The sequence below is a fragment of the Geofilum sp. OHC36d9 genome (assembly GCF_052400685.1).
Taxonomy (GTDB): Bacteria; Bacteroidota; Bacteroidia; order Bacteroidales; family Marinilabiliaceae; genus CAZHHH01.
Genome location: NZ_JBQTGJ010000024.1, coordinates 15,471 through 42,057, shown reverse-complemented (window position 1 = coordinate 42,057; position 26,587 = coordinate 15,471). Strand labels below are relative to the sequence as shown.

Annotated in this window: 23 protein-coding genes; 21 read left to right on the top strand and 2 right to left on the bottom strand. The window is 40.5% G+C overall.

Translation table 11 applies throughout. The annotated features are described in order from the left end of the window. Positions 1–88: 88 nt before the first annotated feature. The 17 genes from ACT3CD_RS15825 (at position 89) to ACT3CD_RS15745 (ending at position 21,131) form a co-directional block, all read left to right on the top strand. Positions 89–673, top strand: a complete 585-nt coding sequence (locus ACT3CD_RS15825; RefSeq protein ID WP_444646632.1) for a YIP1 family protein — start codon at positions 89–91, stop codon at positions 671–673. Continuing rightward, positions 666–1,121, top strand: a complete 456-nt coding sequence (smpB, locus tag ACT3CD_RS15820; RefSeq protein WP_444646631.1) for an SsrA-binding protein SmpB — start codon at positions 666–668, stop codon at positions 1,119–1,121. Before ACT3CD_RS15825 ends, smpB begins: the two co-directional genes overlap by 8 nt. Before the next feature lie 456 nt (positions 1,122–1,577). Beyond that, positions 1,578–2,543, top strand: a complete 966-nt coding sequence (locus ACT3CD_RS15815) for an NAD(P)H-dependent flavin oxidoreductase (protein ID WP_444646630.1) — start codon at positions 1,578–1,580, stop codon at positions 2,541–2,543. Beyond that, complete coding sequence (locus ACT3CD_RS15810; protein ID WP_444646629.1) at positions 2,540–3,781, top strand: M16 family metallopeptidase; 1,242 nt, start codon at positions 2,540–2,542, stop codon at positions 3,779–3,781. The genes ACT3CD_RS15815 and ACT3CD_RS15810 overlap by 4 nt, the downstream gene beginning before the upstream one ends. A gap of 10 nt (positions 3,782–3,791) precedes the next feature. After that, the gene (locus ACT3CD_RS15805) at positions 3,792–5,078 is read left to right on the top strand and encodes a M16 family metallopeptidase (RefSeq protein WP_444646628.1); all 1,287 of its coding nucleotides are present in this window, start codon (positions 3,792–3,794) and stop codon (positions 5,076–5,078) included. Between the two features lie 179 nt (positions 5,079–5,257). Continuing rightward, positions 5,258–7,477, top strand: a complete 2,220-nt coding sequence (locus tag ACT3CD_RS15800) for a RelA/SpoT family protein (RefSeq protein ID WP_444646627.1) — start codon at positions 5,258–5,260, stop codon at positions 7,475–7,477. Positions 7,478–7,593: 116 nt separating this feature from the next. Then, positions 7,594–8,052: a Fur family transcriptional regulator gene (locus tag ACT3CD_RS15795; RefSeq protein ID WP_444646626.1), complete on the top strand. Its 459-nt coding sequence runs from the start codon at positions 7,594–7,596 to the stop codon at positions 8,050–8,052. Positions 8,053–8,193: 141 nt separating this feature from the next. Next, positions 8,194–9,867 carry a nucleoside kinase gene (locus ACT3CD_RS15790; RefSeq protein WP_444646625.1) on the top strand — a complete coding sequence of 558 codons (1,674 nt, stop codon included), beginning with the start codon at positions 8,194–8,196 and terminating at the stop codon, positions 9,865–9,867. A gap of 161 nt (positions 9,868–10,028) precedes the next feature. Then, entirely contained in the window at positions 10,029–10,349 is a 321-nt protein-coding gene (locus tag ACT3CD_RS15785; RefSeq protein ID WP_444646624.1) for a single-stranded DNA-binding protein, read from the top strand. A gap of 81 nt (positions 10,350–10,430) precedes the next feature. Next, positions 10,431–12,344, top strand: coding sequence for a RecQ family ATP-dependent DNA helicase (locus tag ACT3CD_RS15780; RefSeq protein WP_444646623.1), 1,914 nt, complete (start codon positions 10,431–10,433; stop codon positions 12,342–12,344). 235 nt (positions 12,345–12,579) lie between these two features. Beyond that, positions 12,580–13,242 carry a DUF5063 domain-containing protein gene (locus ACT3CD_RS15775; protein ID WP_444646622.1) on the top strand — a complete coding sequence of 221 codons (663 nt, stop codon included), beginning with the start codon at positions 12,580–12,582 and terminating at the stop codon, positions 13,240–13,242. Between the two features lie 20 nt (positions 13,243–13,262). Next, positions 13,263–13,871 carry a 3'-5' exonuclease gene (locus tag ACT3CD_RS15770; RefSeq protein WP_444646621.1) on the top strand — a complete coding sequence of 203 codons (609 nt, stop codon included), beginning with the start codon at positions 13,263–13,265 and terminating at the stop codon, positions 13,869–13,871. A gap of 12 nt (positions 13,872–13,883) precedes the next feature. Beyond that, on the top strand, positions 13,884–15,068 hold the full coding sequence (locus ACT3CD_RS15765) for a class I SAM-dependent rRNA methyltransferase (RefSeq protein ID WP_444646620.1): 1,185 nt from the start codon (positions 13,884–13,886) through the stop codon (positions 15,066–15,068). 23 nt (positions 15,069–15,091) lie between these two features. Continuing rightward, positions 15,092–16,339 carry a DEAD/DEAH box helicase gene (locus ACT3CD_RS15760; protein ID WP_444646619.1) on the top strand — a complete coding sequence of 416 codons (1,248 nt, stop codon included), beginning with the start codon at positions 15,092–15,094 and terminating at the stop codon, positions 16,337–16,339. A gap of 214 nt (positions 16,340–16,553) precedes the next feature. Then, the gene (locus tag ACT3CD_RS15755; RefSeq protein ID WP_444646618.1) at positions 16,554–18,671 is read left to right on the top strand and encodes a Tex family protein; all 2,118 of its coding nucleotides are present in this window, start codon (positions 16,554–16,556) and stop codon (positions 18,669–18,671) included. Positions 18,672–18,889: 218 nt separating this feature from the next. Continuing rightward, the gene (locus tag ACT3CD_RS15750) at positions 18,890–19,228 is read left to right on the top strand and encodes a carboxymuconolactone decarboxylase family protein (protein ID WP_444646617.1); all 339 of its coding nucleotides are present in this window, start codon (positions 18,890–18,892) and stop codon (positions 19,226–19,228) included. Positions 19,229–19,418: 190 nt separating this feature from the next. Then, entirely contained in the window at positions 19,419–21,131 is a 1,713-nt protein-coding gene (locus ACT3CD_RS15745) for an alanine/glycine:cation symporter family protein (protein ID WP_444646616.1), read from the top strand. A 94-nt stretch (positions 21,132–21,225) separates the two neighbouring features. On the opposite strand, the gene ACT3CD_RS15740 is transcribed toward ACT3CD_RS15745, so the two are convergent. Beyond that, entirely contained in the window at positions 21,226–21,531 is a 306-nt protein-coding gene (locus tag ACT3CD_RS15740) for a hypothetical protein (protein WP_444646615.1), read from the bottom strand. A 189-nt stretch (positions 21,532–21,720) separates the two neighbouring features. Here ACT3CD_RS15740 and ACT3CD_RS15735 point away from each other — a divergent pair, with 189 nt between their 5' ends. The 3 genes from ACT3CD_RS15735 (at position 21,721) to ACT3CD_RS15725 (ending at position 23,918) form a co-directional block, all read left to right on the top strand. Continuing rightward, positions 21,721–21,996: a LysO family transporter gene (locus ACT3CD_RS15735; protein WP_444646614.1), complete on the top strand. Its 276-nt coding sequence runs from the start codon at positions 21,721–21,723 to the stop codon at positions 21,994–21,996. A 195-nt stretch (positions 21,997–22,191) separates the two neighbouring features. After that, the gene (locus ACT3CD_RS15730; protein ID WP_444646613.1) at positions 22,192–22,800 is read left to right on the top strand and encodes a lysine exporter LysO family protein; all 609 of its coding nucleotides are present in this window, start codon (positions 22,192–22,194) and stop codon (positions 22,798–22,800) included. 227 nt (positions 22,801–23,027) lie between these two features. Then, positions 23,028–23,918 carry a polyphosphate kinase 2 family protein gene (locus ACT3CD_RS15725; RefSeq protein WP_444646612.1) on the top strand — a complete coding sequence of 297 codons (891 nt, stop codon included), beginning with the start codon at positions 23,028–23,030 and terminating at the stop codon, positions 23,916–23,918. 319 nt (positions 23,919–24,237) lie between these two features. Here the strand turns inward: ACT3CD_RS15725 and ACT3CD_RS15720 are convergent, their stop codons facing one another. Next, on the bottom strand, positions 24,238–25,479 hold the full coding sequence (locus tag ACT3CD_RS15720) for an aminotransferase class I/II-fold pyridoxal phosphate-dependent enzyme (RefSeq protein ID WP_444646611.1): 1,242 nt from the start codon (positions 25,477–25,479) through the stop codon (positions 24,238–24,240). Between the two features lie 418 nt (positions 25,480–25,897). Here ACT3CD_RS15720 and ACT3CD_RS15715 point away from each other — a divergent pair, with 418 nt between their 5' ends. Next, positions 25,898–26,416 carry an RNA polymerase sigma factor gene (locus ACT3CD_RS15715; RefSeq protein ID WP_444646610.1) on the top strand — a complete coding sequence of 173 codons (519 nt, stop codon included), beginning with the start codon at positions 25,898–25,900 and terminating at the stop codon, positions 26,414–26,416. The last annotated feature ends 171 nt before the right edge of the window (positions 26,417–26,587 follow it).

Below are 26,587 nucleotides of genomic sequence, written 5' to 3'. Positions count from 1 at the left end.
TGGGTATCAAATTATCTGTTTTGATGAGGTGACTCAAGGCATTTTCTTAAATTTGCATCTGATCACAGAATGCCAATAAAAATAATTTATGACTGAGGGAACAAACAGGACTACGTCGCAATTATATCAGGATCTTTTTAAAAGATTGTGGCTGTTTACTATTCATCCATCCGAAGGGTGGGCTGAGGTGTATGGTGAAAAGAAGTCTTTAAATGCCATCTTATCAGATTTTGCTTTGCCTTTAATGGCATTATGTGCTTTAACAACGTTTGTCGGGTTTATTTTTAACCATCAGGGATTTAGTCTTGAGTTAGCCCTGAAACAGGCTACGGTAATTTTTATAGCTCTTTTTGGGGGATTATATCTGGCTTATTTCATAATGAGCTACGTGTTGTCATCCGAAATGGAAAAGAACAATGTGTTTGCTTTATCTGCCTATTCATCCGGGTTGGGGTATGTGGTTACTTTAATAACATCTCTGGTGCCTGAATTTTTAATGGCTAACCTTTTGGTTTTTTACGCGGCTTATATTATTTGGCTCGGAATGCAGCAGTACCTGAATAAAGCAGAAATGAACCGTCGTGTGTGGTTAACTGTTCTTCTTTTTGTTTTGATACATTTGTTGCCCTCTTTAATTTATTATTCATTGTTGAAATTAGTTGTTTATGTCTGATAACAGGATTAATATCCGAAACAAGCGGGCTACCTTCGATTACGAATTGATTGATCGGTATGTGGCCGGTATTCAACTGGTTGGTACCGAAATTAAGTCAATTCGCATGGGGCGTGCCAGCCTGGTGGATTCGTATTGTTTTTTTATGACCGATGAGTTATGGATCAGAGGCCTCAATATTTCAGAGTATTTTTATGGTACCTATAACAATCACCAGCCTATGCGTGAACGTAAGTTGTTGTTGCAACGTAAGGAACTGTATAAACTTCAGCGCAAAACAAAAGAATCGGGCCTCACCATTGTTCCCATTCGTCTTTTTATTAACGATAGGGGACTTGCTAAAATGGAAATAGCCGTCGCGAAGGGTAAAAAGCAATACGATAAAAGGGAAACGCTTAAGTCAAAAGACGCTTCGCGTGAATTGGATCGCGTCAAAAAGAAATATTGACTTTTGTTGAAGTCATAGATGATCAGGTGGAAATGACGGTCTGTTTTTATTTTGATGTTTTATTTAAAATGGTTCGCATGGAGAACTAAGTAACTGTTGACATCGACTGGTTAACGGGATAAAAATAAAGATAAAAGTTTGAACTTAAATGTTCAGGTTCAAGGCTTACACAGCTCTAAAAGTGTCAGTTTTGATTGTATATTAACCATGCTGTCAACTGTTTTGGTCGTACTGTTTTCATGTTGTTCTTACTTTTTATTCCACTATCTTTGCCCGTTTAAGTAGTACCAGTATGTGAATTTTCAAGCGTTTGATTAAGAAATATTCAAATTTAAGGTTTGTGTAGTCCTAAAAGAGTGACTTTACTGTGGTAAATGAACATGTATGAAATAAGCATAACGCAGAAGTTGGACTTTTTAGCAAGCACTAAGTACGAATTCATATTTATTATTGATTATGAGTTTTAAGAATAATCGAATTACCCGACTTTTTGATATAAAATATCCGGTTATTCAGGGAGGAATGGTCTGGTGCAGTGGTTGGCGGCTGGCGTCGGCGGTTAGTAATTGTGGCGGCTTGGGGCTTCTGGGTGCAGGAAGCATGCATCCCGAAACACTACTGCAACATATTCAAAAAATGAAGCAGGCCACCGATAAGCCCTGGGGCGTTAATGTGCCTTTGCTAAACCCCGGCGTTGATGAGTTAATGCAGATAATAATTTCGGAAGGGGTAAAAATAGTTTTTACTGCGGCCGGAAGTCCGGCAAAATATACGCCGTTGCTTAAATCGCACGGCATAACTGTGGTGCACGTTATTGCCAACAGTCGTTTTGCAGCCAAGTGTGAGGCGGCCGGCGTTGACGCCATTGTGGCCGAGGGGTTTGAGGCTGGCGGGCACAATGGTCGTGAGGAAACTACGACCATGAATCTGATTCCCATCATACGTCGTTCAAATACATTGCCACTCATTGCAGCCGGCGGAATCGGTTCGGGGGAACAGATGCTGGCAGCTATGGCTTTGGGTGCTGAAGGTGTACAAATCGGTTCTCTGTTTGCGCTGTCGAAAGAGTCGTCGGCGCATGCTGTTTTTAAATTATATGCAGCCGGCGCCAGGGAAGGCGAGACTATGTTGTCATTGAAAAAGATTACGCCAACGCGGTTGCTTAAAAATGCTTTTTTTGACTTGGTGAAGACGGCCGAAGATAGCGGTGCTACGCAAGAGTCGCTAAGTCTGTTGCTGGGGCGTGGACGTGCAAAAAAAGGAATTTTTGACGGCGATTTGGAAAATGGAGAACTGGAAATAGGACAGGTGGCCACTTTAATTAAAGAGGTTAAACCCGTGTCTGATATTTTTGACGATTTACTGAATGGTTATATGCAGGCATGGCAACGATTGTCACTTTTACAGAAAGGAAATGAATGATTGAGTTTGAGAAATACCAGCTCGAAAACGGGCTAAAGGTGGTGGTGCATCCCGATACAACAACACCTATGGCTGCGGTTAATTTACTGTATGATGTGGGCGCTCGCGACGAGGATCCGCGTAGAACGGGGTTTGCTCATCTCTTCGAACATCTGATGTTTGGAGGCAGCAGAAATATCCCATCTTACGACGAGCCGTTGCAACGTGTGGGAGGTGAAAATAACGCGTGGACCAGTAACGATTTTACCAATTATTATGTGACGTTACCTTCGGCAAATCTGGAAACGGCCTTCTGGCTGGAATCGGACCGCATGATGGCCCTTAATTTTACGGAGAAAAGTCTGGAAGTTCAGCGAAAGGTGGTTATAGAGGAGTTTAAACAACGATATCTGAATCAGCCTTATGGCGATATTCCTCTCTTAACCCGTCCATTGGCCTATAAGAAGCATCCTTATCAGTGGCCTACAATTGGCAAAGATATTTCGCATATTCAGAATGCGACGTTGGAGGAGGTGAAAAATTTCTTTTACAAATACTATGCACCAAATAATGCCGTACTGGCGGTAGCTGGTAATGTGAATCCAAATGCGGTATTTGAATTGACTAAAAAGTGGTTTGGTGAAATACCACGGCGCGAAGTGCCTGAACGTAATATTCCTCAGGAGCCGCTACGGACCTCTCAGGAGATGTTGACTGTTGAGCGCGATGTAACGGCCAGCCTGATAACCATAAATTTTCATATTGGACGTCGTTCCGATCCTGATTTTTTTATTAATGATTTGTTGTCAGATGTGCTGTCAAACGGTCCGTCGTCCCGATTGACGCAGGCGTTGATGAAGGATCGTCAGTTGTTTTCTGACATTAATGCCTATCTCTCGGGTGATATGGATCCGGGTCTGTTTACTATTACGGGGCGTATTATGCCTGGCGTTACAATAGAAGAAGCGGAAGAGTCCATTTGGCAGCAGCTTAATCGTATAGTCAGGGATGGGCTGCCAGAGGTTGAATTGCAAAAGGTGAAGAATAAGATGGAATCCAATCTTGTTTTTTCGGAAATAAGTTTTTTAAATAAAGCCATGAATTTGGCACAGTATGAGTTGATGGGCGATGCGGATGAAATTAATCGAGAAATAGACCATTATCGTGTTGTTACAGCCGACGAAATACAACAGGCTGCAAAAATGATTTTCCGTACTGAGAATAGTACGGTTCTTCGTTATTTGGCGGTTAAACAGTAAATAATTATACATGATAAAATCAATAAACCGGGTAGAAGGCCCGGGTTTTGAGTTGCCTGGCGCAATAGGTTTTTTACCGGTGGGGAAATTTAAACTCGGGAATGAGGTAGATGTGTCGTTGATTGAAGCCGGTAGTCAGGAGGTTGCTAAAATTGATTGGGTTTTTCCGGCTGGCGCAGTGCAGGCCAATAAGCCTCTTTTATCGTCGGCGGTCGGTAATCTTTTAACTGAAGGAACCACCTCCAAATCGGCATTGGAGATCGCTGATACGTTTGATTTCTATGGGGCATATCTGTCTACTTCCAGTTATTATCATAATGCCGTTGTTACCTTATTTTGTCTTACCAAAGATCTGCCGGAATTGTTGCCTTTGGTTGAAGATGTTATCAAAAATCCGGTGTTTGACGATAAGGAATTTGCTATTTATATTAATAAACGACGGCAGGAATTTTTGATGGATTCTGAGAAGGTGAAGACATTGGCTGCGCGTAAATTTTATGAAGTAATATTTGGTCCTGAACATCCTTATGGCAGGGGAGTCAGTAGCAGCGATTTTGATAATATCACGCGCGACGATCTTGTTCGTTTTCATCAATCGCAATACCAGTCGGCAGAAATGAGTATTGTTGTCGCCGGTCAGCCAGGCAAAAATATTTCTGATTTATTAAATCGTTATTTTGGAGATGGTTGTTTTAGTCGTAATGCGCAACCTGCCGGACGTTCATTTCAGCTAATGTCGGATGCTGGTAAGTTTCATCTGATAGAGAAACAGGGAGCGTTGCAATCGGCTTTGCGCATCGGACGGCCTATGTTTAATAATACGCATCCCGATTTTATTTCACTCATGGTGCTAAACACCATTTTGGGTGGCTATTTTGGCTCTCGTTTGATGACATCTGTGAGGGAGGAAAAAGGGTTGACTTATGGCATTGGTTCCAGTCTTATTTCATATAAGGAAGGCGGCGTTTGGACAATCTCGTCCGAAGTGGCCGGTGAGATGCGCGATGAAGCGCTGAAGGCCATTCGTCAGGAAATGATTCGTTTGACCACTGAGTTGGTTTCGGAGAACGAGATGGAGTTGGTGCGGAATTTTATGTTGGGCGAGATGCTGCGGTATTTTGATGGCCCATTTTCATCGTCCGACATCTATCGGACCCTTCAGGAAAATAAGCTGGATTTCGATTTTTACCGACGCATGGAAATGGAATTAAGAGCAATCACGCCGGAACGAATTATGTTTCTGGCTCAAAAATATTTGCAACCCGACGATTTTTATGTGGTTGTGGCGGGTAAATAGTGCTTGCCAGATGACTCTGGTGGCAGCTTGAAAAATGTGTATCTTTTTGTGTAAATGGTTATTTTGATGGCGAAAGTAACGCAACAAAAATGTTGTTTTCTTGCTGAAACTAAATAAATGCAGGGTTGTTTGATTTATCAAAACATTAAATTATTTTAGGAGTTTATGTTGATGCTATTATGAGTAAAGATTCCGTCCTTAATCAAGAAGAGCAAGAGGCCAAAAAACAGCTTGAAGATATTCTGAAATCATGTACCCGTAGTTTGTCGAAAGATGACTACCGGATGATTTATAAGGCTTTTGAATTGGCTATGGAAGCGCATAAAAATGTTCGCCGAAAGTCTGGCGAACTCTATATTATGCATCCATTGGCGGTGGCTCGTATTGTAGCTGAAGAGATTGGTCTGGGTGCCAAGGGTATTACTGCGGCCTTGTTGCACGATGTGGTGGAAGATACCAACTATACACTTGAAGATATTCAAACGATTTTCAACGATAAAATAGCCAGCATTGTTGATGGTCTTACCAAACTGGAGGGTGCTTTTGATCAAACCCAATCCCGTCAGGCCGAAAATTTTCGTAAGCTTTTGCTTACCATGGTTGAGGATGTGCGGGTTATACTTATCAAATTAGCCGACCGTTTGCATAATATGCGTACGCTTGACAGTATGCCCGAACACAAAAAGTTGAAAATTGCAGGCGAAACGCTTTTCATCTATGCCCCGTTGGCCCATCGTCTGGGTTTGTATGCCATAAAGTCTGAATTGGAGGATTTGAGTTTAAAGTATGAACATCCTGCCGTTTATAACGACATTTCTGAGCATCTCAAAGAATACCAGATTCGTAACGACCATTTGTTGACCCGATTTTCGTTGCCAATTATTGAACGTCTTAAGAATGAGGCGTTTGAATTTGATATTAAAGGACGTCCAAAATCCATCTACTCTATATGGAGTAAGATGCAAAAAAAACAGATTCCTTTTGATGAAATTTATGACTTGCTGGCGCTTCGTATTGTTTTTAAACCTAAAGATGGCATCAATGAGAAAATTCAGTGCTGGCAGATCTATTCTCTTATAACCGATATGTACAAGCCCAAGCCCGACCGTTTGCGGGATTGGGTAAGTGTTCCTAAGGCAAATGGTTATGAGGCTTTGCATGCTACTTTTATGGGGCCTGATGGCCGGTGGGTGGAAATTCAGATTCGGAGTGAACGAATGGATGAAATAGCAGAACGTGGTTTTGCTGCTCATTGGAAGTATAAAGGAAGCACCGATAAAGAATCAGAACTCGATAATTGGTTAAAACGCATACGCGAGGTTCTTGAAAATCCCGACTCCGACTCGCTTGAGTTTCTTGACGATTTTAAACTCAATTTGTTTAGTGCCGAGATGATGATTTTTACGCCTAAAGGCGACGTGAAAATTTTACCTAAAGGCGCTACAGCGCTCGATCTGGCATTTGAAATTCATTCTAATATAGGGTATAAATGTATTGGTGCAAAGGTTAATTATCGGCTGGTGCCACTTAGTCACGAATTAAAAAGTGGAGATCAGGTTGAGATTCTTACTTCTGAACGACAGACCCCAAAGTATGAGTGGCTGAATTATGTGACCACGGCCAAGGCTAAAACGAGAATAAAAGAGGCGTTTAAAAAGGAACGTAAAACCATGGTGCAAAAAGGGGAGCGGCTCCTTGAAGAGGCTCTCAATAGCATGAAGCTCACCATTAACGCTAAAATTCTTAAGAAAATTCAGGGTTTTTATAACCTTCCTGTCAAAGATGAGCTTTTTTATAAAATTGCTAAAAATCTTATCCGACTTGATAATCTACCCAAAATTCTGAGTGATAAAACTTCCAATAAATGGGTTCGTTACTGGCGCCTTTCATTTGGAAAACACAATGCGGGTGTTATCGGTAAGAATGCAGGAAAAACAGAAATGGTTATATCTGATGATATGCCTGATGATCAATACGTTATTGCTACCTGCTGTAATCCCATTCCCGGCGATGATGTGGTCGGTTACATGGATGAACACAATAAATTGACGCTTCATAGCCGAAAATGTCCGGTGGCTATACGGCTTATGTCTTCGCAGGGTAATCGTATTGTTTCGGCCAGTTGGGAGTCGCATAAAATATTGTCTTTTCTGGCTTTAATAAATCTTTCAGGTATCGATCAGATTGGTATCGTCAGCAAAATAACAAAAGTTATTTCCGACGACCAGAATGTTAATATGCGGTCGATTCATTTTGAAAGTCATGATGGCATTTTTGAGGGGACTATTTATCTCTACATACATAATACAGAAGATTTGAATAATCTGATATATAATATCTCCGCTATTAAGGGGGTATATAATGTAACACGGCAGGAACGAATTAGTATAGCAACCTAAACCGTTTTTTTTAGGTGACTTATAATTTGTAGCCTTTTGAAGTGATTGATTTGACGCTTTGTATTTCTCACTAATATTTGCTACATTTCGCACCGTTGTTTTTAATAGGACTAATTATGGATAAGACGCGTGCAAAAGAGGTGGTGAAACAGATTTTTACTGAATATTTGCAGAAAAATGGACATCGTAAAACCCCTGAACGATATGCTATTTTAGATGAGATATATTCTCACAATGGCCATTTCGATATTGAGTCACTCTATATTTTTATGAAGAATAAGAATTATAGAGTTAGTCGCGCTACTTTGTATAACACCATTGATTTATTGCTGGATTGTAAGCTGGTGATCAAGCATCAGTTTGGAAAAAATATTGCCCAGTTCGAAAAAGCCTTTGAATCAAAGCAACACGATCATCTTATTTGCATCAAATGCGGCAGTGTAACTGAATTTTGCGATCCTTCGGTTCAGATTGTTTTGAGCAATGCTTCGGAAACCATGGATTTTGAAGTTTCACATCACTCGCTTTATATTTATGGGTTGTGCAGTAAATGTAAAGCGATAGCTCAAGAATAGGTTTCTTTCTCTGATTATTCCGTTTTTTTGTTTGAGAGATAACTTTCTGTCTTTTGCCTTTTTTCATTTCTTTTGGTTAATTTCGTTGGGACTGGTTTTTGCTGGTCTGTAACTGATAATCGCCTTTTTTAGAAATAAATTATGGATAAAGAAATAAAAGTTAAGTGTCTGAATAATGGTCAATCAATTCGTTGCAGGCGTGGTTCTTCTCTTAGTGAAATTGCTGAATTGCTGAATATCAAATTGCCTTACCCCATTTTAGGGGCACTGGTTAACAATCGCCTCAGAGCGTGTTCGCATGAGTTGTTTCATCCCAAAACAGTTCAGTTTATTGATATTACACATGTTGACGGCATGCGAATATATGTTCGCAGTTTGTCATTTTTGCTTTTGGCCGCTGTTGATGAAATGTTCCCGGGTGCCCACCTTCGTATTGAGCATTCCGTTAGTAAAGGACTATATTGTGAGTTGGATAATCTCAATCAGGAACTTACCGTACAAATGGTCATCAATTTGGCTGGCAAAATGCGGGAAATTTCGGACCGTCATTTACCTATTTTGCAAATAAAGGATGAAACAGACGATGTTATCTCTCTTTTTAAGGAAAAGGGAATAGAAGATAAAACAGCGCTAATTCGTCACCGGGGAGAATATTATTCAACCTATTTTAAGATGGGGGAGCATATCGGCATGTTTTATGGCTTAATGGTTCCCAATACTTCTTATCTTAAAGTTTTTGATCTGAATAAATATTATAACGGATTTTTGTTGCGTTTGCCCAAGGCGGATAACCCCAATGAAGTGGAAGATCTGGTTATTCAGAATCAATTATTTGAAATTTTTCGGGAATTTAGTCACTGGACCAAGGTGCTGAATGTTACCAAAGTGAGTGATTTAAATCACGCCATTCGGTCTGGCGGCGGACGTTCCGATATGCTAATAAAGATTACAGAGGCACTTCACGAAAAAAAAATTGCTCAGATTGCCGATCGTATATTTGCCCGAAAAGATAAAATACGTATTGTGCTGATTAGCGGGCCATCTTCCAGTGGAAAAACAACCTTTGGCAAAAGACTGGCTATTCAGCTAATGGTATTAGGTATAAAACCGCTGAATCTTTCGCTCGATAATTATTTTGTGGATCGGGATCATACTCCCAAAGATGAAAATGGGGATTTAGATTTTGAGGCGTTAGAAGCTATTGATTTAAAGTTGTTTAATGAGCATTTGGTGACCTTGCTTGGTGGTGGGGAAGTTGAGATTCCTAAATTTTCTTTTGAAACAGGAACACGTTATTATGATGATGAGAAATTGAAGATGGGACGTGAAAATATTCTCATTATTGAAGGTATTCATGGACTGAATCCTAAATTAACGCCTTCGGTGTCCGACGAGGCTAAATTTAAAGTTTATGTATCAGCCCTCACTTCAATCAATATTGATGATCAAACGAGGATTCCAACCACCGATAACCGTTTAATTCGTAGAATAGTCAGAGATTATAAATACCGGAAATATTCAGCACAACAAACAATTTCACGATGGGGAAGTGTGCGTAGGGGAGAAGATAAACACATATTTCCTTTTCAGGAAGAAGCTGATATTATGTTTAACTCGGCGTTGTTGTATGAGTTGGCGGTATTAAAGCCTTATGCCGAGTCAATTTTGCTCGAGGTTCAGCCTAATCAGCCCGAATTTGTCGAAGCCAACCGTCTGTTAAAGTTTTTTAGTTATTTTAAACCCTTGCAGCCGCGTGAAATTCCACCAACTTCTATTTTAAGAGAATTTTTGGGCGGAAGTAGTTTTTCTTATTAGTTTTTTCCCTGATTCTAATTTAGAAGAAGTACCGGCATTCAGCCATTTTTATTGTCGTTTTGGATTTTTTTAGACTAAAATTTGAACGAAACGGTTGATCTTTTGATGATTAGTTTGTAAGTTTATTCTGATAATTTTCTTCTAACCTAAAAAATAATATCATGTTAAAGATGATTTTATCAGGTGCTTTAGGCGCTGATGCTGAGGTCAAGGAAGTTGGCAACAGCAAATTAATTAAATTTAGTGTTGCTGTTTCAATGGATTATCGTGACCAACAGGGCAACAAAGTTGAAAAAACAGAATGGGTACAGGCTAACATGTGGAGAGGAAAAGAACAGAGTACCAAAGTGGCCGATTACCTTAAAAAAGGAACCAAGGTTTTGTTGGAAGGCGTCCCGGAGAGCGATGCCTATAAGTCAAAAGAAGGGGAAGTTAAGTCTTACTTGTCGGTTAAGGTCAGAGATCTGGAGTTGATTAATTAGAATTGTATTTATTAATGGTATGGGGGAGTTTGCATTTGTCAAATTCCCCCTTTTCTTTGTGTTTTTGTACATTTGAACTTTGTGGAGAATATTTATCGACAAATATTAAAGAAATACTGGGGGTTCGACAATTTCAGGCCCCTGCAGGAAGATATCATCCGGTCGGTGGCACAGGGCAACGATACGTTGGGACTGCTACCAACTGGGGGGGGTAAGTCTATCACCTTTCAGGTGCCTGCCTTGGCCATGGAAGGAATTTGTTTGGTGGTGACGCCCTTGATTGCTTTAATGAAGGATCAGGTTGAGAATTTGAAACGACGAGGAATAAAAGCTGCGGCGATTCACTCGGGACTTACGACTCGTGAGTTGCAGGTGACAATTGATAATTGCATTTATGGCAATTATAAGTTTTTGTATTTGTCGCCCGAACGATTATCAACCTCCCTTTTCCATGATAAATTACCCCATCTGAAGGTGAATATGTTAGCCATCGACGAAGCACATTGTATCTCGCAATGGGGATATGATTTCCGGCCATCATATCTTAAGATTGCCGAAATACGGGAGGCTTTGCCTGAAGTGCCGGTATTGGCGCTAACAGCTACCGCTACGCCTCAGGTGGCTGTTGACATTCAAAACCAACTTTTATTTAAGAAAACCAATCTTTTTAAGAAAAGCTTTGAACGCCCTAACCTGGCTTATGTGGTACGAAGATCAGAAGATAAGTCGAAGGAATTACTGCGGATATTAAATTCTGTGCCTGGAACGGCTATTGTATACGTCCGCAACAGAAAGAAAACGCATGAGTATGCCGAATTTTTGACCTCAAATGGCATCCCTGCCGATTTTTACCATGCCGGTCTTTCGCCCAGAGTTAAGGATGCACGTCAGGATGGATGGATGCGAGGGCTGTGCCGGGTAATTGTTTCGACCAATGCCTTTGGAATGGGAATAGATAAGCCAGATGTTAGAGTCGTGGTCCATATGGATGTTCCCGATTCGTTGGAGGCCTATTTTCAGGAAGCTGGTCGTGCAGGTCGTGATGGCCATAAAGCTTACGCCGTTTTGCTATGGTCCGATAATGATAAAAGGCAATTGAACCGAAGTGTTACAACTTCTTTCCCTGAGCCCGATATTATTCGCAGAGTTTATGAAGCCCTTGGGAATTTTTTTCAGGTGGCGGTGGGGTTTGGTGAAAACCAGATGTTCGACTTCAATATTGGAAAATTTTGTTCGGCTTATAAATTTAATATACTCACAGTTTTTAATAGTCTTAAGATTTTAACCCGTGCTGGGTATCTCGATTTTTCGGAGCAGACCAATATCCCTTCAAAGTTGATGATGCTGATGGATAATTTTGAGTTGTACGATTTTCAGGATTCCCATCCCCATCTCGCATCGCTTATTAAAACTTTACTTCGCAGTTATACGGGTTTGTTTACCGAGTATGCCACCATCGATGAAGAAACGTTGGCTAAACGTTTGGAGGCAACCCGTGATACAGTTTATGAGCAATTACAGCTCTTGTCGAAGCTTCGGGTTTTGCATTATATCCCTCAGCGCAAAACCCCGTTGGTTACTTTTTTACGCCGCCGCGAAGAGGCCAGACACGTGCAATTTGCACCTATGGTTTATAAAAATCGATTGGAACAATATCGTAAACGTGTTGATGCTGTATTGGCGTATGCTACCACTTCACATTTGTGCCGGAGTAAATTGTTGTTACGCTATTTTGGCCAAAATGAAGGTAATTATTGTGGCCATTGTGATGTTTGCATTGAACGTCGTAAAACGTCCCTTTCAGATGATTTATTTCAGACAATAGAACAACAGGTGAAGGTCATTCTTCAAAAAAAATCGTTGACTGCTGCGCAATTAGTTTCGCAGCTACGGTTTGCTGAAGCTGATGTTTGGCGTGTTCTTCATTGGCTTGAGGAGGTGGGTTTAATCACAGAAAATGATGCCGGTACAATGGAATGGTGTGTTCGTGATTAATTATTGAGCGGTTTTTTGTAACTTTGTCTGATTAGTATCAATAAGAAAACTCAAGTACTTGATAAGAAATGTACAAATTCAAGGCTTGTCAAGTTCTGAAAATGTGAGTTTACTATGGTAAATGACTTTTTTGAAAGATCAGAGTAACAAAAAAGAGATGGCATTTTCTTGTTGATATTAATAATAAAGATGGTTTTATTTAATAATCAGTGCTTTTTATTTTTATCGATCGCTTATGAAGGAGATGGTGGAGAGTTTTGAACACCCGGTATATTCGCCTAATGTTATCGAATTTGTTACGGTTAGCCGGGAATTTTGTGCCTGGCTTGAAGGAATGGAGGCACAGCCATCGCGCGATTTTGTCGGAACAGCTCTTAAGATTCTCCCTTTGATGTATTTGAAAGCAACACTATTGCCACAGGTTAGCAATATGCTTGATGATTTTTTGGAAAAAAGTGTGTCTGAAGATGAATATGAGGCATTGCGCTTGTTGATACAGCGAAAAATGGGCCGTAGTGATGATTATCTGGAAGTATTTACAGCCGACATGCAGCGTAGCGATTTACCGCTTACATCAACTGTTTCTGAGAATATGGCCGATATTTATCAGGATGTCAAAGATTTTTTGATGTTATATCGTACAGCTGTTACCGAAATTATGAATGATGCATTGGTTGAGCTGGTCCAGAATTTTCAGATGTACTGGGGACAACGATTGGTTAATGTTCTCAGGGCTTTGCACCAGGTTTATTATACCAATGAGCCATTGGGGGATGAAGAAGAAGAAGACGTCGTTTCTTCCGATCCCGAAAAACGCAAAACAGATCACTGGATTATTTCTCAGCGTCAGCGTGAATGGCAGGATGAACATGTCAATCTGCCCGACGAGGAGAGTTAATCTGAAATTTATTTCTTTAAATGGATAGTAGTATAAGTAAAGAAGCCATAGGAGAATTACCCCTTTGTCAGTTTAGTGGAATTATTACCGTGGTTGAAAATCCTGAAAAGGTCGATGAGATTGTTGAAACGTTGCTTCACGAAAAGTTGCTGGGATTTGACACAGAAACAAAACCATCGTTTAAAAAAGGGGCCAATCATAACGTCTCACTGCTTCAACTCTCTACCAGATCAAGAGCTTTCCTGTTTCGGTTGAACAAAACCGGTTTGACAGCCTCCTTGGCTCGTCTTTTGTCTGACCCCAACATCTTGAAAGTAGGTGTGGGGATTCGTGATGACCTAAGAGGTTTAAATCGACTTTGTAAATTTAAGCCCGGCGGATTTGTCGAATTGCAGGATATGGTTAAATCTTTTGGTATCGATGTTTTTAGTCTCAAGGCTTTAGCGGCATTAGTTCTAAATGTTAGAGTCTCTAAGCGACAACGGTTGAGTAATTGGGAAGCAGAAATCCTCACTGAAGGGCAAATTGACTATGCGGCCATTGATGCCTGGATTGGATTACGAATTTTTGAAGAACTTATTGTTATTGATCCATCCTATAAAGTAAAAAAAATATCTTATAAAAATTAGTATCCTCTTTATATGTCATTACCAGTAGTTATTTTGAAACCTGGAAAGGAGCAAAGCCTTAAACGCTTTCATCCATGGGTTTTTTCCGGTGCCGTGAAACATGTGCGTGGAAATATTGAAGAAGGTGATTTGGTTACCGTGGAAGATTCGCATGGCAATTTTTTGGCAAGAGGACATTATCAAATTGGATCCATAACCGTTCGGGTTGTTTCTTTTTCCGAAGAGACGATCGATGCGTCTTTTTGGCATCGTAAGCTGGAAATGGCCTTGAAGTTACGCCAGACGTTGGGGCTGGCCGGGTCTGATAAAACCAATGCGTTTCGACTTGTTCATGGCGAAGGTGATGGTTTTCCCGGTTTGATTATCGATATGTATGATTCAACCGCTGTCGTGCAAATGCATACGGTAGCCATGTATCGGTTACGGGAGATGCTGGTTCAGGTGTTACGTGACGTGTTGGGCGATGGCTTAAAAGCCATCTATGAAAAATCGGAAGGTACTTTACCATTTAAAGCCGGAGTGGAGCCGGTAAATGGGTTTATATGGGGACGCAATAATGGGACGATAGCCCTTGAAAATGGTCTTAAATTTAATGTTGATTGGGAAAAAGGACAAAAAACGGGCTTCTTCGTGGATCAGAGAGACAACCGTGCGCTTCTTGAGAAGTATAGTGACGGCCGTTCGGTCTTGAATATGTTTTGTTATACCGGCGGTTTCTCCTTTTATGCCATGCGTGGGAATGCGCGTTTGGTGCACTCGGTCGATAGCTCAGAGCGGGCCGTGGAGTTGACACGTCAAAATGTACAATTGAATTTTCCCGACGATTCGAGGCATGAAGCATTTGCCATGGATGCATTTAAATTTATGGAAAGCAGCAAGGAGGTTTATGACCTGGTGATTCTTGACCCACCCGCGTTTGCCAAGCATCTGAAGGTGTTGAATAATGCCCTGCAAGGCTATCGCCGTCTTAATGCCAAAGCCTTGGAAATGATAGCGCCTGGCGGTATTTTATTTACATTTTCATGTTCGCAGGTGGTTTCTAAAGAGGCGTTTCGTACTATGATATTTTCTGCCGCAGCCCGGTCGGGGCGTAAAGTACGCGTGTTACATCAATTGAGTCAACCGGCCGACCATCCGGTAGATATTTATCATCCCGAAGGTGAATACCTGAAAGGGTTGGTATTGTTTGTTGAATAAGTTTTTCCTTAATACTTGTTATTTTGAAGTTTACAGAATTTGGTTTTAACGCCGAGATCCTGGAAGGATTAGAGGCCATGCGTTTTGAAGATGCCACTCCGGTGCAGGAGCAAACCATCCCTATTATTTTGCAATCCAGGGATTTGATTGCATGTGCACAAACCGGGACAGGGAAAACGGCAGCCTATCTTTTACCAGTATTTAATCAGCTGGTAGCAGGAAATACCGATGTCACTACTACTCTTATTTTAGTCCCAACGCGCGAATTGGCCATACAGATTGACCAGCAAATGCAAGGCTTTTCTTATTTTTTGCCGGTGACTTCAATTGCTGTTTATGGGGGTAATGATGCCGGGCTATGGGAAATGCAGAAAAAAGCGCTTATTACAGGTGCCAATGTGGTGGTGGCAACACCCGGTCGGTTATTACAGCATTTGTCAATGGGATATGTTAAGTTTTCATCACTTAGCTATTTAATTTTGGATGAAGCCGATCGAATGCTCGATATGGGGTTTCACGATGATATCATGCAAATAGTGAAGGCGATGCCTTCACAACGCCAAACGTTACTTTTTTCGGCTACTATGCCGCCTAAAATCAGGGATCTTTCGCGTAAATTGTTGAAACCCGATGCCGAAGAAATAAGTATTGCCATGTCAAAACCGGCCGAAGGAATTTTACAGGCGGCTTATTTGGTTTACGATACTCAGAAAATTCCGCTTATTTCGTCGTTACTTAAAGGGAAGGATCTCAATAGTGTTCTTATTTTTTCATCAACAAAATTGAAGGTTAAAGAGATTCATAAAGCTTTACGTCGTGAGGGTTTTCAGGCTGAAGCCATTCATTCCGATCTGGATCAGTCTGAACGTGAGTCGGTGATGCTTAATTTTAGAAATCGCAAAACCGAAATTTTGGTTGCTACAGATATTATTGCACGAGGTATTGATGTGGATGGTATCGATTTAGTTGTTAATTATGACGTTCCTGGCGATGCCGAAGATTATGTCCATCGTGTGGGACGAACAGCACGAGCCAAGTCTACAGGCGTGGCCCTGACGCTGATCAATGAAAACGACATGGAAAAATTTGCTACCATTGAGCGTTTAATTGACACCACTGTATATAAATCGCCTCTGCCCGATGGGTTTGAGCCTGGACCTGAGTATGATCCTTCTAAATCCAAAAGAGGTAATTTCCATCGTAAAGGCGGTTATAAAGGGGCCAAAGGCGGGCGTAAAAATTTTTCACCCAAAAAGAAATCTTCTAATTAGTGCTCAGCGTTACGCTTGTCCTCAACAATTTGTATTTACTTGAGTAAACATGCGTTTTCAGAACATTGCAAGCATTGAATTTTAATTTTTTAGTTCAGCCTTTATGAATATAAATGGCCAATTGTTAAGGGTGTAAATGGCTTGCTGTTTTGCCCTTTTTTTTTGAGATACTGGAATTGAATTATTAATGAAACCCGATAACGAACTTTAGTTTATGTTTTCAGACATCATTGCCCGTGAGACCGGGATTTCTTTGCGTCAGGTAAAAAATACAATGGCTCTTTTGGATGAGGGGGCTACGATTCCATTTATTAGCCGCTATCGGAAGGAGATGACCGGCAGTCTTGATGAGGTTGCTGTTGGAACCATTAAGGAGCGATATGAAAAGCTTCAGGATATTCAGAAGCGACGCGAAACAATTTTGGAGACGATTGATGAGCAGGGAATGCTCACCGATGAATTGCGCCGTAAAATTGAGCAGTCCTGGGATGCCCATGAGCTGGAGGATTTGTATCTGCCGTACAAACCAAAACGAAAAACCCGTGCGGTAAAGGCAAGGGAGAAAGGATTGGAGCCTTTGGCAAATCTCATTTTGCTTCAGCATGAAAAGGATGTAGAACTTCGGGCTCTTGATTTTTTAAATGATGAAGTGCCCGATGCTGAGGCTGCATTGCAAGGGGCCCGTGATATTATTGCGGAGCGCGTGAACGAGGATGCGAAAGCCCGTGAGGTTATTCGTCATTTTTTTGAACGTGAAGCGGTTATTACGTCTAAAGTCGTTAAAAAGAAAGAGGAAGAGGCTGCTAAGTATCGCGATTATTTCGATTTCTCAGAGTCGGTGCGTCGTTGTCCTTCGCATCGATTACTGGCAATTAGGCGGGGCGAGAAGGAAGGCTTTCTTAAAGTCTCAGTATCTCCTGAAGCAGAAGAAGCATTGCATCGTCTAAATCGTTTATTTGTGAAAGGCCGGACTGCTTCCTCGCAGCAGGTAGAAATGGCCGTTGAAGATGGTTACAAGCGGTTGTTAGCGCCATCCATTGAGAATGAAGTTTCTGCTGTTTTGCGTGAAAAAGCAGAAGTGGAAGCGATTCGGGTGTTTGCTGCAAATCTGCGACAATTATTGTTGTCGGCACCTTTGGGGCAGAAACGTGTGTTGGCGCTTGACCCCGGATTCCGTACCGGATGTAAGTTGGTTTGTCTGGATGAACAGGGTAATTTGGTGCATAATGAAACGATATATCCGCATCCCCCTAAAAATGAGATGAAACAGGCATATCGAAAAGTTGATACTCTGGTTGAATCCTATAAAATAGAGGCTATTGCCATTGGAAATGGAACGGCCAGTCGCGAAACGGAGGCATTTATTCGCAATATCCGGTTCAATCGTGACATACAGGTATTCGTGGTGAGTGAGGATGGTGCTTCGGTTTATAGCGCCAGTAAAACGGCCCGTGATGAGTTTCCCGATTATGATGTGACGGTTCGTGGAGCGGTTTCTATCGGACGCCGTTTGATGGATCCTTTGGCCGAGTTGGTTAAGATTGATCCTAAATCGATAGGTGTTGGTCAGTACCAGCATGATGTTGATCAGGCACAGCTTAAAAATTCATTGGATAAGGTGGTGGAGTCGGCCGTAAATAGTGTTGGCGTAGAGCTTAATACGGCCAGTAGCCATTTGTTGACATACGTGTCGGGACTGGGTCCTCAACTGGCTAAGAATATTGTGGATTACAGAACCGTGAACGGACCTTTTAAATCGCGTAAGGAGTTGTTGAAGGTCGGACGACTGGGAGCTAAGGCTTTTGAACAGGCCGCGGGTTTTCTTCGTATCAGTCACGCCGCTAATCCGCTTGAAAACTCGGCTGTGCACCCTGAGTCCTATGGCATTGTTAAAAAAATGGCCGTTGATTTGGGCTGCGATATCGTCGATTTAATTAATGATAAGGATCTTCGGAGTAAAATTGATCTTAAAAAATATGTGAGTGATAAAGTCGGTATGCCGACCTTAACAGATATTTTATCTGAGCTGGAAAAGCCCGGCCGTGACCCTCGTCAGCAAATTAAAGTGTTTGAATTTTCTCCCGATGTACATACCATCGAGGATTTGCATCAAGGTATGGTTTTGCCCGGTATCATAACCAATATAACCAATTTTGGCGCATTTGTGGATGTTGGCGTTAAGCAGGATGGGTTGGTTCACATAAGCCAGCTTGCCGATCGGTTTGTTTCTGATCCCAATGAGGTAGTGGCACTTCACGAGCATGTTCAGGTAAAGGTGCTGGAGGTGGATGTGGATCGTAAACGTATCCAATTGTCGATGCGATTGGGCTAAATAGTGTTTGTCTATCAAGTCAACTACTTCGTTATGCTTGTCATAAAAACAGTCATTTACGAAAAGTAAACGCCTTGCTTTTTATGACTTCACGAGCCTCGTATTTGAGCTTTATATTTCAAACACTTAGTTTATGGACAGGCACTAAATAAAGTCTGGACTTCCTTTCTATTTCGTTTTATCTTTTGGGTGCTGAAACTCGTTGATAAAACTAAATTATGGGAACGTATTCAAAACAAGTCGAAGAGGTTTATGGTTTTCTTGAAACTTTTTCTCAAGCAAATCCGGGTGTCGGAGAGGGCTTCGTAAAGATGCATGAGTCAGTCGCACAAGACGAAGCGTTGTCGGCTAAATATAAGGAACTGATTGCTTTGGGTATTGCCATTGCGGTTAAGTGCGAAGGCTGTATTGCCTGCCATGTTAAAGCCGCTTTGGACATAGGTGCAACCAAAAATGAAATTGTTGAAACCATTGGGGTCGCCATTCTTATGGGAGGTGGCCCTTCTGTCGTATATGGCGGCAAAGCCTATGACGCGCTAAGCGAATTTACAGCTTGATTTTTATGTTAGAAATCGTTTTACCCCGAGCAGTTTTGCTGATTCGGGGTTTTTTGTATAAAAAGTGTCAGTTTTTTCGATATTGACAACTAATATTTTATATTTGTTAAAATTGGTCGCTTAAATATTTCAAAATGAAAGATAATCGACCTTGTTTATAAGAAATAAGTTGTTCAAATGTGCGATAATTATGCAAAGATTTAGTGAGATATTATCATTTATAGATGCCTCAATAGGTGGGTCGCAGTGGTTTGTTTTCTTGCTTTTGGGAACAGGGTTGTTTTTTACCGTATATCTGGTTTTTCCACAGATTCGTTATTTTAAATATGCGATACAAATTGTAAAGGGTAAGTTTGATCGTGCAGACGACAAGGGTGATACAAGCCATTTTCAGGCTTTAACAACGGCTTTGTCGGGAACTGTGGGAACCGGCAATATTGCAGGTGTTGCGTTTGCTTTGCATCTGGGAGGGCCGGCAGCGCTTTTTTGGATGTTGGTGACAGCTTTAATAGGTATGACCACAAAATTTGTGGAAGTCACGCTTTCGCACAAGTACCGTGAGCGAGCTTCAGATGGGTCCATCGCCGGTGGCCCTATGTATTATATGAAAAAGAGGCTGAAGTTTTCAATGCCTTCGGGCAAAGTGATTCATTTTGGAAAGGTTTTAGGTGTCGTATTTGCTGTTGCAACGGTTTTTTCGTCATTTGGAACCGGCTGCCTGCCTCAGATTAATAGTATCTCCAATTCTCTGTGGGAAACTTTTTCGGTACCTCATGTTTATACGGGACTTGTTTTATCTGTCTTTTTAGCGTTTGTTATTGTTGGAGGTATTAAACGTATTGCCAGAGTTACACAGATGTTGGTGCCTTTAATGGCTTTTGTTTATTTTTTGGGTGCCATATTGGTTATTGCTTATAACTATGAGAATATTTGGCCATCAATAGTCGCAATGGTTTCTGATGTTTTTACGGGGACGGCCGCTTCCGGTGGATTTTTGGGTGCTTCGGTTTCTTTTGCTTTTAATCGTGGTGTCAATCGTGGTCTGTTCTCGAATGAAGCAGGACAGGGTTCGGCGCCGATTGCTCACGCTGCTGCGCGTGCGCATGAACCCGTTTCGGAAGGGTTGGTTGCTTTGTTAGAACCTTTTATCGACACCATTATTATTTGTACCTTAACAGGCATGACTCTGTTGGCTTCCGGGGTGTGGAAGGAAAAGCATGAAAACTTATTTCAAATTACCGACCTGGAGATTCTCGATGGTTCTTATTCTGAGTCGCAATCGGCATCACGAGCAAAATTGGTGGCCCACATTAATGGCGATCAGATTCTTCCTCTGTTTTCAGGCACGCTTGATGTTGAAAATGGCACCATACGCTCAGATGTGTCACTGATTCATGCCCGTTCGCTGGCCGACGATGTGGTGGTGTTAAAAAAAGGGATCCCATATACCGGAGGGTTGATTGTGACCAAAGGAAAACCGCATCTTAACACGCATTTTCAGATTAAAGGTAAGTCTCTGGTTCATAGCGCTCCTTTAACGACGATCGCTTTTTCACGAAGTTGGTTGGGCGAATGGGGAAAGTATATTGTGGCGGTAGGGTTACTGTTATTTGCTTTTTCTACTTCTATTTCCTGGAGTTATTATGGTGGACGCGCAATGATCTATTTGTTTGGAATGAAGTCGGTTGTCTACTATAAAGTTTTTTACATAGCCGGGTTTTTTGTGGCGTCTGTTGTTGATACATCCCTTATATGGATTTTTTCAGGGATTACAATTGCACTTATGACCATTCCAAATTTATTGGGAATGTTGTGGCTTCATAAAGAGGTTAAGACTGAGGTAAAGAGTTTTTGGTCTGAATATGCGACACGTTTTCCCAATGAAAAACCGCCTCGTTTTTAACGGTCTACAAATAAAAATGCCATTGAAGACAATCATTCAATGGCAAAAGTTGACACTTTTTATAGGATTGATGGGGGTGATAAAATTATTGTGTCTATTCTATAAAACTACCTGCTGGTTGAAAGAAAAAGACGGAGGCGTTTAATTTTTTTACCGCAATGGTTTCTTTTTGAATGGCTGTTATACTTTTGTTTATAGAGTCTGGAAAATAAGTTAGTATTTCTGGCACTTCACCATCAGGAGGCGTTACATAATTACTTTCTGACAAAATAAGTTCTCTTGAATCTGGTGTATCGTTTATTCTGTTTTTGTTCATTCTACTCTCGTTGCTTGAGTTGTGGCATTTTGAAATGAGTAGAATAGCAGTTGCATAAAAAATAATAGACAAAATTTTCATCATAATTCCCCTTTTTAAATAGTAGTCGTAAGTATTGTTTCGTTTCCCGTTGTAATTTCTATGATGCAAATGTACGTCAAAGACTCTGGGAGCTCAAGTCTAAATTGACCATTTATTAGAATGCTTTGACGAACGCACAAAAATAGATGATTAGTTCTTATCTTTAATGCTTGATTTTAACAATAAATGTTAATGACTACTTTTTTTGTAATTGGTTTATTTTTGATTGGCCTATTGGCAGGTCGATGGTTAAATCATCCGGCAGTTTCAAAAAAGAGAATGGAGACACTGACTTTGGCTTTAATCGGTGTGCTTTTGTTCGTCCTTGGTTTGTCGGTGGGATTTAACGAGAAAGTGGTGAGTCAGATGGCTGGTTTGGGGTTAATCGCACTGTGGCTTACAATAGGAGCTTCACTTGGAAGTATGGTATTGGTTTTATTATTTATTCGTTGGTTTTTTAAAAATTAACGATCAACCATCACCAGAGTGAGTCAACTTGCTTGAGAAGATAAATAAATATGAATTTTATAAGGGCGTTCTGCCTTCTCCTTACAGAACAAATTATTTACGGGTACGAAACGAGCCATGGGAATTGATTCACATACAGAAGTATGATTATTCCGGAGAGTTTCATATGGCAATTGAGAAACAAATTATAATCATATGAAAAGTAGTTTACTTTTTCTTTCAGTTTTTTTTGCAGGTGGATTAATTGCTTATACCGGGTTGGCGCCGGAATGGATGCATAATGAAGATTTATCCTCTTATACATTATACTTATTGATGCTGTTGGTTGGTATTGGCATTGGTAGCGATACCGAGATGCGTCGTATTTTCAGACAGGTTAATGCAAAGATGATTTTGGTGCCATTGGCCGTTATTTTGGGTTCATTATTGGGTGCGACACTGTTTTCTTTTTTGTTATTTAATATTTCAATCCGGGAGGCAATGGCTGTTGGTGCCGGTTTTGGTTATTACTCTTTATCCGGAATTTTGATAGCCGAAATAAGTGGGGAAGAACTGGGTGTGGTTGCCTTGCTGGCTAATATTTTCAGAGAAGTGTTGACTTTAACTTTGGCGCCGCTTTTGGTCAAATGGTTCGGAAAATATGCGGTTATTGCTTCAGGTGGTGCTACTGCCATGGACACTACACTTCCGGTGGTGGTTCGGTATAGCGGGAAAGAAATGGCTGTTGTGGCTGTTTTTAGTGGGTTGGTATTATCAATGCTGGTGCCTGTGTTGGTTCCTTTTATCCTTACGGTATTTAAATAGTGCCTGTCCATAAAGTCGGGAGTTTGCGCTATATTAGTCCTTAAAATGGTTCTCTGGCATAGAGAACTCATATTAATCAGATTGGTAAAGTTTTTAATTTGCGCTTTCGGTTAAAACAATACGTTTTTATGTGTAGTTCCTGAATAGACGCAAATTGGTGATATGGTCGAATTTATTTTTGTACATGCCTTCTTTGTTTGTATCTTATGCTATAAAAATCATGATTTATGATACAACTAAATAATGATGATGCTTTGCGGGTTAAGCCTGGGGAAAAAGTGAAGGTGAGTGATTTTCATTCCGATTATACCAATGGTATGAGCGATAAGGACGACGCTGCGGTGGAGCTCAATTCAAATATCGAGGCTTTGCAGCAGCTTCAGGATAAGTTATATGCACATAATCGGTATTCGGTGTTAATTATTTTTCAGGCGATGGATGCGGCGGGTAAGGATGGCACCATCAAACATGTGATGTCGGGCGTTAATCCGCAGGGAACACAGGTGTATAGCTTTAAAACACCTTCGGCTGAGGAATTGGATCATGATTATATGTGGCGAATTTATCAGCGGTTGCCGGAGCGTGGACGTATTGGTATTTTTAACCGTTCGTATTACGAAGAAGTGTTGGTTGTGAGAGTTCATCCGGAGTATCTGCTGAAGCAGCAATTGCCTGGTATTACATCCGTCGATGATGTGGACGATCATTTTTGGGAAAAACGATTTAACCAGATTAATCATTTCGAAAAACACTTGCACGATAATGGAACGATTATCCTGAAATTTTTTCTTAACGTGTCGAAAGAGGAGCAAAAAAAGAGGTTTTTGAAACGAATTGATGACCCGGCCAGGAACTGGAAATTCTCCATGGCGGATGTGTCTGAACGGCAACATTGGAATGCTTATATGAAAGCTTACTCGCAATTATTATCAAATACCAGTACCGATTATGCACCCTGGTATGTTATTCCTGCCGACAAAAAGTGGTTTATGCGGCTGGCTGTCAGTAATATTATTGTCAATCGATTGCAGGCTTTACCTTTAAAATATCCTGATTTATCGGCACAGGAGCGGGATAAGCTTGAAGCAGCGCGTTTGTCTCTGATGGCCTCCCGCTAAATAGAGTCTGTCCATAAACTAAGTGTTTGAAATATAAAGTTCTAATTCAAGGTTTGCGCAGCTCGAAAAATGTGAGTTTACTCCCGTAAATGACCATTTTTAGAGCAAGCGTAACGCAGAAGTTGGGCTTTATATTTCAAACACTAAATAGTGCCTGTCTATAAACTAAGTGTCCGAACTATAAAGTTCAAATTCAAGGCTTGCGAAGTCATAAAAATCAAGGAGTTTACTTTTCGTAAATGACTGTTTTTATGACAAGCGTAACGCAGAAGTTGACTTTATAGACAGACTCTAAATAGACTTGCCTTGTATGAACTAACTATATTGATTGCAATGCGCGGGACAAATCTTCAATGATATCATCCTGGTGCTCTAATCCTACCGACAAGCGAAGCGTGCCTTCATTTATCAACATCAACTCTTTGTCATTAGCGCTGTAATCCCAGTAAATAGTTGATGCCGGATGAATAATCATTGATTTGTTATCGCAAAAATTGGTTCCTCTTCTCACCATTTTTAGCTTATCCATCATTGTGAAACAGGCTTTTTTATCTTTTAATGTTAAGTTGATGAGGCAACCTCCGTGTCCATTGGTATATTTTTGGGCTCTGTCAAAGTATTTATAGGAGGGAAGTGATAAGTAACTAACTTGTTTTACTTTTGGGTGGTTTTCAAGAAACTGAGCCACTGTGAGCGCATTTTTTTCAATTCTGTCAATTCTAACACCTATTGTCTCCAGGCCTAGCAGTTGAAGCCATGCGCTGGATGGTGATAAGCAGGCGCCGATATTTCGGTAAATTTCTTTGTATAGACGTTTAAAGAAGGCTTGTTGTCCAAAAGCATCATATTCTTTTTTTAGTTTAGGAATAAATTGCCATTTGTTGGATTTATAAATTTGAATAGCGCCACCAATGGAAGTGGCGCCACCCGAAATAAATTTAGTGTTGGAAAATATTTCGATGTCAACACAAAATTCATTGGCATGAAAGGCATAAGGTGTCAGAATACTGTTATCAATCACCAGGGGAATTTGCTTTTCCTGTGCCAGCGCCGCTATTTTTTCGATGTCGAAAATAATTAATTGTGGGTTGGTGGGCACCTCAAGAAAAATGGCTCTGGTATTCGAATCGATGTGAGATGCTATTTCTGATAGGTTGTCAAGATCGGTAAACCTGGTTTCAATTTCAAACGAACTTAGCGTATTCGCAAATAAAGAATAGGTGTTGCCAAAAAGATACCGCGATGTAATGATGTTATCACCTGCGCTGCATAATGTCAGGAATACGTTCGAAATAGCCGCCATTCCCGAACTTACACATAAACTGTGAGCCGAGCCGCTGAATAGCTGTAGCCGATTTTGCAATTCGTTAACAGTAGGGTTTGATATTCGGGAGTATGAAAAGGCGTTACTTTCGCCTCTGAATGCTTTCTCCATGTCTTCAGACGTTTCAAAATCAAACGAGGCCGTTTCGTATATCGGTATTTTCAGACTTCTGTTTGATTCTGCTGATTTTTCTTCTTTATTACCATGTATAAGCAATGAGGTGATGTGTCGTTTCATATCGGAATGGTTTTTTCTATAACTTGTTTTGCGACGGCTTAGTAGTTATTACCAGCTTTAAAAATAATCTAATTAATTAGTGCTTGCAAGAAAAGTCATACTACCGCGTTGTGCTCGTCCTAAAAATACGAGTTTATTCGCTCAATATCTATGTCAAAAAGCTGGCGGTCAGCGTTGATAAATGGTGTATTTAGGATAAAAAGATTCTAAAAGCTTTTGTTTAGGAAATTACTTTATAGTTTTTGGCTATGAACTATTGACAATTTTGATATTATATATTAAATTTCTCATTTGTAAAGTTTTACAGTGGTTTTTATTTATATTTAGTCTAAATACTTATAATTATCTGGTCATAAATATTTGTTGTTGTTTATTCTTTGCGTACATTTGTTATACAAACAAAACAAAATCATCAGCCATGACAACAATTCAATTTAATAATCACCTGTTGGGACTACAGGACAAGTTGCTTTATTTTGCATTAAGTTTGACCGCTAACGATGAAGATGCAAGAGATTTGTTACAGGAGACTATTTTAAAGGCTTTGACCTATCGTAATCAGTTTACGGCCAATACAAATTTTAAGGCCTGGATTTTTACTATTATGAAGAATACCTTTATTAATAATTATCGTCGTAACCAAAAAACTCGTAATACATTTGACGGTAATGAAGATGCCTTAAGGGTGGCTTACCGTCGTAATTATACCTCTGAAACACCAGAAATGGTGCACAGTGTTTCAGAAATGAATCACTATATTGAGAAGTTGGACGATGACTTTCGCATCCCATTTAAAATGCATACCGATGGGTATAAGTATAAAGAAATTGCTGAGAAGTTGGAACTCCCTATCGGAACAGTTAAGAGTCGTATTTTCTTTACTCGTAAGAAATTACAAAGTATGTTGAGAGATGCTGAAGGCAGTTACGCAAATTAATTTTATTTTTAAATAATTCAGGTATTCGAATACCTGAATGTTTAAATAGCATAGTTTTGGGTTTAGGTTTAGTAGATGAGTGGACAGCCGGTTTTGACGAAAGTTAATGCCGGCTGTTTTGTGCAACCTTTAATTTTGTTAATATTTTGGGAAAATTATTTTTGAATTGAG

Coding starts and splice junctions, on each gene's coding strand:
- ACT3CD_RS15825 (WP_444646632.1), top strand. CDS start 89: ATGACTGAGGGAACAAACAGGACTACGTCGCAATTATATCAGGATCTT.
- smpB (WP_444646631.1), top strand. CDS start 666: ATGTCTGATAACAGGATTAATATCCGAAACAAGCGGGCTACCTTCGAT.
- ACT3CD_RS15815 (WP_444646630.1), top strand. CDS start 1,578: ATGAGTTTTAAGAATAATCGAATTACCCGACTTTTTGATATAAAATAT.
- ACT3CD_RS15810 (WP_444646629.1), top strand. CDS start 2,540: ATGATTGAGTTTGAGAAATACCAGCTCGAAAACGGGCTAAAGGTGGTG.
- ACT3CD_RS15805 (WP_444646628.1), top strand. CDS start 3,792: ATGATAAAATCAATAAACCGGGTAGAAGGCCCGGGTTTTGAGTTGCCT.
- ACT3CD_RS15800 (WP_444646627.1), top strand. CDS start 5,258: ATGAGTAAAGATTCCGTCCTTAATCAAGAAGAGCAAGAGGCCAAAAAA.
- ACT3CD_RS15795 (WP_444646626.1), top strand. CDS start 7,594: ATGGATAAGACGCGTGCAAAAGAGGTGGTGAAACAGATTTTTACTGAA.
- ACT3CD_RS15790 (WP_444646625.1), top strand. CDS start 8,194: ATGGATAAAGAAATAAAAGTTAAGTGTCTGAATAATGGTCAATCAATT.
- ACT3CD_RS15785 (WP_444646624.1), top strand. CDS start 10,029: ATGTTAAAGATGATTTTATCAGGTGCTTTAGGCGCTGATGCTGAGGTC.
- ACT3CD_RS15775 (WP_444646622.1), top strand. CDS start 12,580: ATGAAGGAGATGGTGGAGAGTTTTGAACACCCGGTATATTCGCCTAAT.
- ACT3CD_RS15770 (WP_444646621.1), top strand. CDS start 13,263: ATGGATAGTAGTATAAGTAAAGAAGCCATAGGAGAATTACCCCTTTGT.
- ACT3CD_RS15765 (WP_444646620.1), top strand. CDS start 13,884: ATGTCATTACCAGTAGTTATTTTGAAACCTGGAAAGGAGCAAAGCCTT.
- ACT3CD_RS15755 (WP_444646618.1), top strand. CDS start 16,554: ATGTTTTCAGACATCATTGCCCGTGAGACCGGGATTTCTTTGCGTCAG.
- ACT3CD_RS15750 (WP_444646617.1), top strand. CDS start 18,890: ATGGGAACGTATTCAAAACAAGTCGAAGAGGTTTATGGTTTTCTTGAA.
- ACT3CD_RS15745 (WP_444646616.1), top strand. CDS start 19,419: ATGCAAAGATTTAGTGAGATATTATCATTTATAGATGCCTCAATAGGT.
- ACT3CD_RS15740 (WP_444646615.1), bottom strand. CDS start 21,531: ATGATGAAAATTTTGTCTATTATTTTTTATGCAACTGCTATTCTACTC.
- ACT3CD_RS15735 (WP_444646614.1), top strand. CDS start 21,721: ATGACTACTTTTTTTGTAATTGGTTTATTTTTGATTGGCCTATTGGCA.
- ACT3CD_RS15730 (WP_444646613.1), top strand. CDS start 22,192: ATGAAAAGTAGTTTACTTTTTCTTTCAGTTTTTTTTGCAGGTGGATTA.
- ACT3CD_RS15725 (WP_444646612.1), top strand. CDS start 23,028: ATGATACAACTAAATAATGATGATGCTTTGCGGGTTAAGCCTGGGGAA.
- ACT3CD_RS15720 (WP_444646611.1), bottom strand. CDS start 25,479: ATGAAACGACACATCACCTCATTGCTTATACATGGTAATAAAGAAGAA.
- ACT3CD_RS15715 (WP_444646610.1), top strand. CDS start 25,898: ATGACAACAATTCAATTTAATAATCACCTGTTGGGACTACAGGACAAG.